The organism is Haemophilus sp. UMB1048, assembly GCF_030218125.1.
Classification (GTDB): domain Bacteria; phylum Pseudomonadota; class Gammaproteobacteria; order Enterobacterales; family Pasteurellaceae; genus Haemophilus_D.
Map to the genome: position 1 here is coordinate 25,537 of NZ_JASOPB010000004.1, position 12,152 is coordinate 37,688.

General features: G+C 39.1%; 10 protein-coding genes. 6 read left to right on the plus strand and 4 right to left on the minus strand.

Features of this window, described 5'->3' with window-relative positions; genetic code table 11:
* Positions 1 to 28: 28 nt before the first annotated feature.
* Positions 29 to 2,446 carry an endopeptidase La gene (lon, locus tag QP437_RS04480; RefSeq protein WP_285267089.1) on the minus strand — a complete coding sequence of 806 codons (2,418 nt, stop codon included), beginning with the start codon at positions 2,444 to 2,446 and terminating at the stop codon, positions 29 to 31.
* Positions 2,447 to 2,680: 234 nt separating this feature from the next.
* On the opposite strand from lon, the gene QP437_RS04485 reads away from it, so the two are divergent.
* The gene (locus QP437_RS04485; RefSeq protein ID WP_285267090.1) at positions 2,681 to 3,559 is read left to right on the plus strand and encodes a DUF535 family protein; all 879 of its coding nucleotides are present in this window, start codon (positions 2,681 to 2,683) and stop codon (positions 3,557 to 3,559) included.
* Positions 3,560 to 3,730: 171 nt separating this feature from the next.
* Positions 3,731 to 5,254: a YfcC family protein gene (locus tag QP437_RS04490; protein WP_285267091.1), complete on the plus strand. Its 1,524-nt coding sequence runs from the start codon at positions 3,731 to 3,733 to the stop codon at positions 5,252 to 5,254.
* Between the two features lie 54 nt (positions 5,255 to 5,308).
* Here QP437_RS04490 and QP437_RS04495 read toward each other — a convergent pair whose 3' ends face one another.
* The 3 genes from QP437_RS04495 to ansB all read right to left on the minus strand — a co-directional run bounded on the left by QP437_RS04495 (position 5,309) and on the right by ansB (position 8,579).
* Positions 5,309 to 5,944: a hypothetical protein gene (locus QP437_RS04495; RefSeq protein ID WP_285267092.1), complete on the minus strand. Its 636-nt coding sequence runs from the start codon at positions 5,942 to 5,944 to the stop codon at positions 5,309 to 5,311.
* Positions 5,945 to 6,072: 128 nt separating this feature from the next.
* Positions 6,073 to 7,374, minus strand: coding sequence for an anaerobic C4-dicarboxylate transporter (locus QP437_RS04500; protein WP_054420037.1), 1,302 nt, complete (start codon positions 7,372 to 7,374; stop codon positions 6,073 to 6,075).
* A 155-nt stretch (positions 7,375 to 7,529) separates the two neighbouring features.
* Positions 7,530 to 8,579: an L-asparaginase 2 gene (gene ansB, locus QP437_RS04505; RefSeq protein ID WP_285267093.1), complete on the minus strand. Its 1,050-nt coding sequence runs from the start codon at positions 8,577 to 8,579 to the stop codon at positions 7,530 to 7,532.
* A gap of 250 nt (positions 8,580 to 8,829) precedes the next feature.
* Between ansB and QP437_RS04510 the strand changes: the two genes are divergently transcribed.
* From QP437_RS04510 to cysE, 4 genes are read left to right on the plus strand one after another with little or no spacing between them, the layout of a single operon-like run.
* Positions 8,830 to 9,276 (plus strand): rhodanese-like domain-containing protein, encoded by a 447-nt coding sequence (locus QP437_RS04510; RefSeq protein ID WP_070582118.1) that lies wholly within the window; start codon positions 8,830 to 8,832, stop codon positions 9,274 to 9,276.
* A 9-nt stretch (positions 9,277 to 9,285) separates the two neighbouring features.
* Positions 9,286 to 9,795 (plus strand): protein-export chaperone SecB, encoded by a 510-nt coding sequence (gene secB / locus QP437_RS04515; RefSeq protein ID WP_285267094.1) that lies wholly within the window; start codon positions 9,286 to 9,288, stop codon positions 9,793 to 9,795.
* A 53-nt stretch (positions 9,796 to 9,848) separates the two neighbouring features.
* Positions 9,849 to 10,856, plus strand: coding sequence for an NAD(P)H-dependent glycerol-3-phosphate dehydrogenase (gpsA, locus tag QP437_RS04520; RefSeq protein ID WP_285267095.1), 1,008 nt, complete (start codon positions 9,849 to 9,851; stop codon positions 10,854 to 10,856).
* 10 nt (positions 10,857 to 10,866) lie between these two features.
* On the plus strand, positions 10,867 to 11,664 hold the full coding sequence (cysE, locus tag QP437_RS04525; RefSeq protein ID WP_285267096.1) for a serine O-acetyltransferase: 798 nt from the start codon (positions 10,867 to 10,869) through the stop codon (positions 11,662 to 11,664).
* Positions 11,665 to 12,152 lie beyond the last annotated feature (488 nt).

The window sequence follows — 12,152 nt, forward strand, 5'->3', positions numbered from 1 at the left end:
TGTTTTCACAAGCCCTAAAAATGAGTCATTAATTGACCGCTCTTGCTGTTTTAGTCGCAGCTTTACGGCGTGGTGCTTTCGCTTTCGTTTCCACTTTCACAAATTCAATGCCTTCTGGTGGATTCTCTAACGCTAAGCCTAACACTTCATCAATGGTTTCTACCGCATGAATCGCAAGATTTTCTTTTACGTTATCTGGAATTTCTTCCAAATCTTTCACGTTATCTTTTGGAATCAATACGGTTTTAATACCACCACGATGTGCCGCAAGTAATTTTTCTTTCAATCCGCCAATTGGTAATACTTTACCGCGTAGGCTGATTTCACCAGTCATCGCGACATCGGCACGCACTGGGTTACCCGTTAAGCAAGAAACTAATGCGGTACACATTGCGATACCTGCACTTGGACCATCTTTCGGTGTCGCACCATCTGGCACGTGAATGTGAATATCACGTTTTTCATGGAATTCAGAATTGATACCCAATTTCTCCGCACGTGCACGGACTACAGTCATGGCTGCTTGGATAGATTCTTTCATCACATCGCCTAATGAACCGGTGAAGGTTAATTTACCTTTGCCCACCACTGACGCAGTTTCAATAGTCAGTAAGTCACCGCCCACTTCTGTCCACGCAAGCCCCGTTACTTCACCCACACGGTTTTGGGTATCCGCTTTACCGAATTCAAAACGTTTCACACCAAGATAGTCATGCAAGTTGTCTGAATTAACGGTAATGGATTTCACTTTTGGGTTTACCAATAAATTCTTCACCGCTTTACGACAGATTTTAGAAATCTCACGCTCTAATCCACGCACACCGGCTTCACGGGTGTAATAGCGGATAATATCTAAAATGGCATTTTCTTCGATAGTTAATTCGCCTTTTTTCAATCCATTACGTTCAATTTGTTTTTGTAACAAATGTTGCATCGCAATATTGAGTTTTTCATCTTCGGTATAACCAGAAAGACGAATGACTTCCATACGATCTAGCAATGGACCTGGAATATTCATGGAATTTGAGGTTGCCACAAACATCACATCAGACAAATCGTAGTCTACTTCAAGATAGTGATCGTTGAAGGTGGTATTTTGTTCAGGATCAAGCACCTCTAACAAGGCTGATGCTGGATCACCACGCATATCCGAAGACATTTTATCAATTTCATCAAGCAAGAAGAGTGGGTTTTTCACGCCAACTTTTGCCATTTTTTGAATCAATTTACCCGGTAATGCACCAATATAGGTTTTACGGTGACCGCGGATTTCCGCCTCATCACGTACCCCACCTAATGCCATGCGTACATATTTACGACCTGTTGCATTGGCAATAGATTGACCTAGTGAGGTTTTACCTACCCCTGGTGGTCCTACTAAGCAAAGGATTGGACCTTTGATTTTGTTTAAACGCGCTTGCACCGCAAGGTATTCTAAAATACGTTCTTTCACTCGTTCTAAACCGTAGTGATCCGCATCCAAGACTTGTTGTGCTTTTGCGATATCTTTCTTCACTTTGGTACGTTTATGCCATGGCACTTGAAGCATCCATTCAATATAGCTACGAACCACTGTCGCTTCAGCCGACATTGCTGACATCATTTTGAGTTTTTGCAACTCACTTTCCACTTTGTCACGCACATCTGCTGGCATACCTGCCGCTTCAACTTTTTGACGAAGTTGCTCAACTTCATCGATAGTATCTTCGCTTTCGCCTTCGTCCATTTCTTTGCGAATAGCTTTAATTTGTTCGCTAAGATAATAGTTACGCTGGCTTTTCTCCATTTGTTTTTTCACACGGCCACGGATGCGTTTTTCAACTTGAAGAATATCCGCTTCTGATTCCATCATGCCGAGCAAGTATTCCAAACGCTCTTGCACATCTGCCAGTTCTAACACGCTTTGTTTATGACGAACGGTCACTGGAATATGCGCAGCCATGGTATCTGCTAAACGATCGGCATCATCAATGCGTTGAAGCGCACCTAAAACATCTGCAGGGATTTTTTTATTAAGTTGCAGATAGCTTTCAAATTCATTTAAAACGGCTGCCTTCACCACATCTAATTCTTTTTCATCGCCAAACGTGGTTTCAATCGGTGTAACTTCCGCAGAAAAATGGTCTTCACCATCATTTAATTGATTGATTTTCGCGCGCTGTTGCCCTTCCACCAACACTTTCACTGTGCCGTCTGGCAATTTTAATAATTGAATAATATTGGCAATCGTCCCGACATCGAATACATCATCAACGGTAGGTTCTTCTAAATCAGCCTGCTTTTGTGACACCAATAATAATTTTTTGCCCTCATTCATGGCTTCATCAAGGGCGCTAATGGATTTTGCGCGCCCAACAAAAAGTGGCATCACCATATAAGGGAAAACGACGACATCCCGTAATGGCAATACAGGAAGTGTACGTTGTTGAGTTCTTTTGGCGTTCATAATTATCTCTCTTACATCAATTCTATAATTTCATTGAATATGGGGATGAGTTGCATAAATTCAAGGTAGGATTTGGCATATTAAGGAGAAATCGAAAAATAGGCAAGTAAAGAACCACCTTTATTGATGGTTAATTGGAAAAACCATGGAATACAGGTACAATAAGTGCGGTCAAAAATCACCATGATTTTTCCAATAAAAAACGTTTGAAAAAATAACCGCACTTTATCCATTATGACAACAAAACAAACTATTACTTTCGCAACCTTTCAAGAATTACTGCCCGATTCTTGTAATCATCCATTAAAAAAGCAATTAAGGGATAAAGCCCGTTATTACGGACGAAAATTTTTATTTAAAAAACAATGTGATGCACTGATTGATTTCTTGAATACTAACCAAACCTGGATTCCACTTTTTCAACAAAATCCATATCGTTTTAATGCATTGCTCGCGACCTATTGTGACAAACGTTTTTCTGCAACTGATCGACTCAATGCCATTACCAATAATCTCTTAATGCTTGAAGAAAAAATGGGCGTTGAATTTTGTAAAAAATTGCTACAAGAAAAATCCCTTTTATTAGCGCAATTAACGGATCAACTTGGTATTTATTTCAATATCAATCAGATTGACCCTTTCGAAGGTTATTTTTCCATTAACTTGAAAGACAATGATGGACGTAGCATTTATGATGCTTCTTTCACCTTCTTAAAGCCAAATAAGTTACTTATTGCCTCAATTCAAGGCCCTTCTTATGAAGAAGCGCAAGAAGCTGTGAAACAAGCCACAAAAGAATTACACGGTGTTCGTCCAATGTTTATGTTGATGAATGTTTTCCGCTTGTTAGCTGAAAAATGGCAATGTGAATTAATCGGTATCCCTCACACTTCACAAGGTAAATACCGTTTATCTGCTCGCAGTAAAATTCTATTCAACTATGATGAATTTTGGCAAGAAAACCAAGGGCAATTAAATGGTCAATATTGGCAATTACCGCTTGAAAGCGCCCGCAAACCATTGGAAGAAATCGCCAGTAAAAAACGTTCTATGTACCGAAAACGTTATGAAATGTTGGATGATTTGAGTGAAAAAATTACTCAATTTTCCTAAATAAAATAGACTTAAGCTAGGCTTACTCACAACAAAACCTGGCTTAAGTAAACGATTGCCCACCCTGATATTATTGCATTCTTTCAAAAATCACTCTTTGCTTTTTTGCTCGTTTTGTGTAGAATACGCGCTCGGCTTATTGATTAATCCGAACACAAGGAGTTCTCCATAATGGAAGCATCAAAGAAAAAGATGAAATTCCCTTCCGCATTTAGCATTCTCTTTATTATTCTTCTTATTGCTATTGGTCTTACTTGGCTTATTCCCTCAGGGTCCTACTCTAAGCTTTCCTACGACAGTACCGAACATCATTTTATTGTCAAAACCAACGGAATTCCCGATCAAAGCTATCCAGCAACAGAACAAACGCTTAATCAACTCAATATCAAGATTCAACTTTCTAATTTCACCAACGGCATTATCAAAAAGCCGATTGCTATCCCCGATACCTATCAACGCATTGAACAACACGAAAAAGGCATTACCGATATGATTCACGCCATGGTGGATGGCACTATTGAAGTCGCAGATATTATGATTTTTATCTTCATACTCGGTGGGATGATTGGTGTAATAAACAAAACAGGAGCATTCAATGCCGGATTAATGTCTCTCACCAAAAAAACGAAAGGAAATGAATTCTCCGTTGTCTTTGCTGTCTGTGTGTTAATGCTGTTAGGCGGTACGGCTTGTGGTATTGAGGAAGAAGCGGTAGCCTTCTACCCAATTCTTGTTCCTGTCTTTTTAGCCTTAGGCTATGATTCGATTGTCTGTGTTGGCGCCATATTCCTCGCAGCCTCGATGGGCACTGCCTTCTCAACAATCAATCCATTTTCCGTTGTCATCGCTTCAAATGCGGCAGGGATTCCATTCACGGAAGGAATGGGATTTCGTACACTGGGTCTGATTCTTGGTGGTACGTGTGTGATTGCTTACATGTATTGGTATTGTAAAAAACTGCGTGCTAATCCTGAATTTTCTTATACCTATGACGATCGCCAAGCCTTCTATGATCTCTATATGAAAGATATCGATCCCAATGCAACCGTTGAATTTACCTTTAGAAGAAAACTGATTCTGATTCTATTTAGTGGCGCCTTTCCTCTCATGGTATGGGGGGTGATGTTTGGCGGTTGGTGGTTCCCTCAGATGGCGACTTCCTTCCTGGCCATCACCATCATTATTATGTTTATCAGCGGATTGCCTGAAAAAGATGTCGTAAATGGCTTTACTCATGGTGCTTCTGAATTAGTTGGCGTCGCATTGATTATCGGACTCGCTCGAGCAGTCAATATCATTCTGGAACAAGGGATGATTTCTGACACCATTCTCGACTATATGACACATCTTGTCGATGGAATGAATGGCAGCGTCTTTATTATTGGTCAGCTCCTTATATTCATCTTCTTAGGGCTGGTTGTACCTTCATCTTCCGGTCTTGCCGTACTCGCTATGCCAATTATGGCTCCGCTAGCTGATACTGTGGGCATTCCAAGAGACATCGTGGTATCGGCTTACAACTGGGGGCAATATATTATGTTATTCCTCGCCCCGACAGGATTAGTCCTTGTCACATTACAAATGCTTGGTATTCCATTCAACAAATGGTTGAAATTTGTCATGCCAATTGTAGGCTGTCAGTTTGTTATCTCATCGATACTCCTCCTCGCTCAAGTATTTATGTATGCGCAATAAGCAATAAAATAAAAAGCCACGCAGTCTTGCGTGGCTTCTTTTTCTTATCAGATGTTATTTAACAAAATCATCAAACTCTAACTCGTAATCATCACCATCTCGGCTGTATTTGATATATCGTGGAAATTGTTCACCTGAGAATTTCTTCACCATAATGTCTTTGTTACCGGTTTTAAATGAATAGGTAATTTCCGTGACAGTTTGCTTGTTATATTGAATTTGTTTTTCCACTTTCTTCACATTCACATTTTCCATTGGGTAAAGTTTTTTACCATTTGTAATTTGGAAACTGGTTGGCAATTTATCGTAATAACTCAATTGAAATGCCATAGTGAATAAATCAAAAGTTGGTAATTTTAACGGCTCGGTTTCTAACCCATTTTTCACTTTACCGTATTCAATTGTTGTTGGCGAAATTTTAGAAATTGCATACGTTTTACCATTACGCACATCTTGATAATTTACCATTTTAAATTGACTCGCGTTTTGTGAACCACGAGAAGTAAACACAATATTGTACAACGGAACATTAATTTTCGCATTGACTGAATACTGTGAACCATCAGCTTTAAAATGCACATACGCGGGCATTAAATAATTCGAACTGTATTTAATATTATAATCCACCGCAGACCATGCTGTTGGTACATAAGCAATTAATGCAGCAAAAAGGATTTTAAATAACTTCATTGGTTTTCCTTATATATAAATAAAAAGAGATTGCCTTTTAGAGTATCACAATAAGAAGAAGTTCCCCATTAAAAAACCATCTTATCCGAAGACAAGATGGTTTTCATTTATTTTAGCTTAATGGAGGATTATAAAACTGCACCCGCCATTAAGAATCCGAATAATACAGATAAGCTAATTGCAATCACACCAGGAATTAAGAATGGGTGGTTGAATACATATTTACCGATACGGGTTGAACCAGTGTCATCCATTTCTACTGCCGCAATTAAGGTTGGGTAAGTAGGAAGAATGAATAATGCTGATACTGCGGCAAAGGCTGCAATTGCGGCTTCCGGAGAAACACCTAATAAAATTGCAGTTGGATATAATGCTTTTGCAGTTGCAGCTTGTGAGTAAAGTAAGGTACTTGCGAAGAACAAAATAACCGCTAAACTCCAAGGATATTGTTGTAAGAACTCAGCTGATACTGCTTTGATTTGATCGATATGACCTTCAACGAAAGTATTACCTAACCATGCCACACCAAGCACACAAATTACTGCTGACATACCTGATTTGAAGGTTGCCGCATTAGTAATGTTCGCAGTGTCCACTTTACATGCCATAGTGATAATCGCTGCTGTCGCAAGCATGAAAGAGATAATCGCGTTATCACGAGAAAGAATTGGGTTTTGAATTAAACCAACAGTTTTACTGATTGCTGTTGCATAAAGCATTACCACTAAAATTGCGATAAGGAAAATCATTACAGAGCGTTTTGCATAAGGTTTGATCTCAATTTGCATTTCACCACGCATAGTGATTAAGCCTTTTGCTAGACGATCTTGGTAAACTTCATCATTTTTCAAATCTTTACCAAGGAAGTTACAAATCACCGCAGTAATCATACATGCTGCGTAAGTAGTTGGGATCCAAATACCTAATAATTGTAAGTAACTTAAACCGAAGTTTTTCTCTAATTCTGCAGAAAGGAATACCACCGCTGCAGAAATTGGAGAGGCTGTAATCGCAATTTGTGAAGCGATAACCGCAATAGAAAGTGGACGTGAAGGACGGATACCTTGTTCTTTTGCTACTTCAGCAATCACTGGAAGTGTTGAGAATGCTGTGTGACCAGTACCTGCAAGTACAGTCATAAAGTAAGTTACAGTTGGTGCAAGGAAGGTAATGTATTTTGGATTTTTACGTAGAATTTTTTCAGCTACTTTTACTAAGAAATCCATACCACCCGCAACTTGCATTGCCGCAATTGCCATGATTACAGACATGATAACTGAAATTACATCAAACGGAATTGCACCCGGTTTTAAGCCAAGCAGTGAAAGTGCCACAACACCCATACCACCCATGAAACCGATACCAATACCGCCTAATCTAGCCCCTAGGTAAATAAAGAGTAGGACGACTAAAAGTTGAGCCCAAATCATAATATTTTCTCCATATTAATTTTTAAAATAATTCCAGAACATATATTAACAACAAACTAGTGCATTATCTATATTTATTACTTGGATTAGCCTATTTTATCCGAAAGTGCGGTTAAAATTTGATTCAAATTCTGACCGCACTTTCAATGGCTTTCTTAGAAATCCTCAAAGTATTGTTGAATCACTTTTGGATCTTTTGTTTGTGTTAAGGCTAATTGCAATAACACACGTGCTTTTTGCGGATTCAATGTGCCTGAAGCCACAAAACCATATTTAGAATCATCCACTTCAGCATCACGCGTTGTGTGACCCGTTGGTACACGAGATGAACGTACTACAACAACGCCATCTTTCGCGGCTTTTTCTAAACGTTCTAAGTGTGCCGCATTCACGTTACCGTTACCTACACCCGCTGAAACAATACCTTGATAGCCCGCATCCAATAATGAATTTAACGGCTCAATTGGTGCATTAGAATAAGCATAAACTATGCCTACTTTCGGCAAGCTGTCTAATTTATCTACGTTAAATGGTGTGTTCACAGTATGTTTACTTTCAGGTGAACGTTCGTAATCCACTTTACTGTTATGGATATAACCCAAGGTACCATAGTTTGGTGAATGGAATGTTTGTACTGCAGTGGTACTCATTTTAGTCACATCACGCGCACCTAGTACTTCACCATTCATCGCTACTAACACACCACGACCAGATGATTTTTTATCAGTTGCCACCACGACGGCGTTATAAAGGTTTAATGGACCATCCGCACTTTTTTCTGTCGCAGGACGCATTGCACCCACTAATACAATTGGTTTTTCACATTTCGCAGTAAGATCTAAGAAATAAGCGGTTTCTTCCATGGTATCGGTACCATGAGTAATCACGAAACCATCAGTCTCTTTACATTGTGCATTAATCGCTTTCGCTAATTTTAACCACACATCATCGCTCATATCTTGTGAACCAATTTTCACAATTTGTTCACCTTTCACATTGGCTAATTGCTTAATTTCAGGCACCGCATCGATTAACGCTTCAACATTGAGTTGCCCTGCTTTATAAGCAGAAGAAACGGCGGTTTCACCGCTTCCAGCAATAGTGCCGCCAGTCGCTAAAATCGTAATATTTGGCAATTCTGCAGCTTGTGCCACAGAAAAACCTAATCCAAGCATCATGAGTGCTGTTAATTTTTTTAATTTCATACTTGTCTCCTTTTACGTTAAATAATCTAAACTTGGCTATTCTCTACTTAATTAGAAGTAGAATAAACACTAAGATAATAGATTTATGATCCCGATCATGTTTTTCCCCATTTGATTGTATAAGCTTTCGCCAACCCGACGTTTCCTTCATAATTTTTTTGAAAGATAACCAAAGTGCGGTTATACTTAAGCCTTTATTTCATGTGAAGATAAACTCTTATTCATTATCAAAAATTAAGTTGAGAACAACATGCAAGAATTTATGCCTCAAGCAATTGAATTTGCTCAAAAACACACTTTTTTAACGATCGCATGGTTTGCTGTCCTTTTCATGACACTTTTTACCTTTTTTAAAAGTGCGACACAAAAATATCGCGTCATCACCAACCCTGAAGCCGTTCATTTAATGAATAACGAAGAAGCGGTGGTGATTGATTTACGCCCTATCGATGAATTCCAACGCGGTCATATTATAGGCAGCGTGAACTTGCTTCCAACTGAAATCAAAAATCACAATGTAGGCAAAATCGAACATCACAAAGAAAGACCGGTTATCATTGTGGATGTTAACGGTGTTTCTTCTACCACCTCTGCAGAACTTTTAACTAAACAAGGCTTTGAAAAAGTCTATGTGTTAAAAGACGGTTTAGCTGCTTGGGCGGGTGCAAATTTACCATTAGTAAAAAAACATAAGTAAGGATCCTCTATGTCTGAACAAAATCAACAACCTGAAGTAGCTGCTGAACAGCAACAAGAAGCCGTACTTCAAATTCAACGTATTTATGTAAAAGATGTTTCTTTTGAAGCACCAAATCTTCCTCATATTTTCCACCAAGAATGGAAACCAAAACTTGGCTTTGATTTAAGCACTGAAGCCGTTCAAGTGGGTGAAGATTTATACGAAGTGACGTTAAACATTAACGTGGAAACCACCATGGAAGATTCTGGTGATGTGGCGTTTATTTGTGAAGTGAAACAATCTGGTGTATTTACAATCAGCGGTTTAGAAGATGTTCAAATGGCACACTGCTTAACATCTCAATGCCCAAATATGCTTTTCCCTTATGCTCGTGAATTGATTTCTAACTTAGTAAATCGCGGTACATTCCCAGCATTAAACCTTTCTCCGGTAAACTTCGATGCGTTGTTCATTGATTATATGAATAAGCAGCAAGCTGCGGCCGAAGCGGAAGAAAATCAGGAAACCCAACATTAATTGTGATAAGGGCAGGCGATACCGTCTGCCCTTTTATTTTAAAGGTGATTGAAATGAACCCATCCCAATCTCCAATTACCATTCTTGGTTGCGGTTCTTATGGAACAGCACTCGCTATCTCATTTTCTCGCAATGGTTCTCCAACCTATCTTTGGGGGCACAATTCCGATCACATTCATCAAATGCAACAGGAACGTCAAAATCGCCGTTTTCTGCCTGATATTGAATTTCCAGAAAGTTTGCATTTAGAATTAGATTTGAAAACTGCACTTGACCAATCGAAAGATATTTTAATTGTAGTGCCAAGCCATGCTTTCGGTGAAATTCTCTTAAAAATTCGACCGCACTTAAAACCTAATCATCGTTTAATTTGGGCAACCAAAGGATTAGAACGCAACACCGGCCGATTACTACAAGAAGTAGTGGAAGAAACCTTAGGTAAAGCAATTCCAACCGCTGTGCTTTCTGGTCCCACTTTTGCGAAAGAATTGGCTCAAGGCTTGCCAACGGCGATTACCCTTGCCTCTCGTAATGAAAAGTTTGCCTTAGAATTTCAAGCTCGGATTCATTGCAGTCAGCATTTTCGGGTATATGTAAACCAAGATATGATCGGCGTTCAATTAGGTGGCGCCATTAAAAACGTGATTGCAATTGGTGCAGGCATTTCGGATGGTATGGGATTTGGTGCCAATGCGAGAACGGCATTAATTACCCGTGGGATTGCGGAAATTACTCGCTTAGGCGTATCCATGGGCGCCAATACGCAAACCTTTATGGGGATGTCTGGTTTAGGTGATTTAGTGCTCACTTGTACCGATAACCAATCCCGTAACCGCCGATTTGGTTTAATGCTTGGTAAAGGCACTGATAGCCAACAAGCCATGGATGAAATTGGTCAAGTAGTGGAAGGTTTTTATAACACCAAAGAAACCTATTTATTAGCACAACGACAAGTCGTGGAAATGCCAATTACAGAACAAATTTACCAAATGCTCTTTTGTGGTAAAAGTGCACAAGAAGTCGCACTGAGCTTATTGGGTCGTGAACGAAAAGGCGAATAAGGAGAAAAAAATGACGTTAGAAGTATGGCAACACATTCGCCAAGAGGCAAAAGAATTAGCAGAATGCGAACCAATGCTCGCAAGCTTTTTCCATTCCACTATTTTAAAACATCAAAATCTTGGCAGTGCCTTGAGTTATTTGCTTGCGAATAAACTGGCTAACCCTATCATGCCCGCAATTTCGCTGCGTGAAATTATTGAAGAAGCCTATCAAGCCGAGCCCAATATCATTGATTGTGCCGCTTGTGATATTAAAGCCGTGCGCCACCGCGATCCTGCTGTGGAATTGTGGTCTACACCATTGCTTTATTTAAAAGGTTTTCACGCCATTCAAAGCTATCGTATTACCCATTATTTGTGGAACCAAAACCGAAAAGCACTCGCACTTTATTTACAAAATCAAATTTCAGTGGCTTTCGATGTGGATATTCACCCTGCCGCCCAAATTGGGCACGGCATTATGTTTGACCATGCTACTGGTATTGTCGTCGGCGAAACCTCAGTGATTGAAAATGATGTGTCTATCTTGCAAGGCGTCACCCTTGGTGGTACAGGTAAAGAATCCGGCGATCGTCATCCCAAAGTACGAGAAGGCGTGATGATTGGGGCGGGCGCAAAAATTCTCGGCAATATCGAAGTGGGAAAATACGCCAAAATCGGCGCCAATTCTGTTGTACTTCAACCTGTGCCTGAATATGCCACTGCAGCAGGTGTACCTGCTCGTATTGTCGGCAAAGACAAAGCGGCAAAACCGGCATTTGAAATGAACCAATATTTTATTGATGATGATTTAAATTTGAATATTTAAAAATATTTATAAGAAAGGCAAATATATGATAGAGGAAAAAAAGTATCCACAACTTTCGATGAATGAGTTTTTTTTCACGTATAGTTTCATATTTGTTTTGCTATTATTTATATCTGTAGTTATTTTTTTTAACGATGTTCCAATAACTAACTTTGAAATATTTATCGATAAATATTTAGTCAAGGGGAGAGGAGTATATTCTCATATATACTCCTTTCAATCTGAAATAATCTCAAATTTGTCAATGATTATTGCTCCACTGTTTGCTATTTATCTAGCATTAACTTTGAAGCTCACTTACTTGTCGGAAAATGAAATTATTAATAGTGGAAGGGTAATAGAGAAAAGTGTAAAAAAAACTATATTAATGAAATTTTGCTTTATTATATCAGCACTGCTTCTTGTAACGATGTGTGCGTTTTTAACATACATATATAATTGGGATCTTGAAGAATCTAAAACTAATACATTATTTGTTAGTGATAATG

Coding starts and splice junctions, on each gene's coding strand:
- QP437_RS04510 (WP_070582118.1), top strand. CDS start 8,830: ATGCAAGAATTTATGCCTCAAGCAATTGAATTTGCTCAAAAACACACT.
- QP437_RS04500 (WP_054420037.1), bottom strand. CDS start 7,374: ATGATTTGGGCTCAACTTTTAGTCGTCCTACTCTTTATTTACCTAGGG.
- ansB (WP_285267093.1), bottom strand. CDS start 8,579: ATGAAATTAAAAAAATTAACAGCACTCATGATGCTTGGATTAGGTTTT.
- QP437_RS04495 (WP_285267092.1), bottom strand. CDS start 5,944: ATGAAGTTATTTAAAATCCTTTTTGCTGCATTAATTGCTTATGTACCA.
- secB (WP_285267094.1), top strand. CDS start 9,286: ATGTCTGAACAAAATCAACAACCTGAAGTAGCTGCTGAACAGCAACAA.
- gpsA (WP_285267095.1), top strand. CDS start 9,849: ATGAACCCATCCCAATCTCCAATTACCATTCTTGGTTGCGGTTCTTAT.
- lon (WP_285267089.1), bottom strand. CDS start 2,446: ATGAACGCCAAAAGAACTCAACAACGTACACTTCCTGTATTGCCATTA.
- QP437_RS04490 (WP_285267091.1), top strand. CDS start 3,731: ATGGAAGCATCAAAGAAAAAGATGAAATTCCCTTCCGCATTTAGCATT.
- cysE (WP_285267096.1), top strand. CDS start 10,867: ATGACGTTAGAAGTATGGCAACACATTCGCCAAGAGGCAAAAGAATTA.
- QP437_RS04485 (WP_285267090.1), top strand. CDS start 2,681: ATGACAACAAAACAAACTATTACTTTCGCAACCTTTCAAGAATTACTG.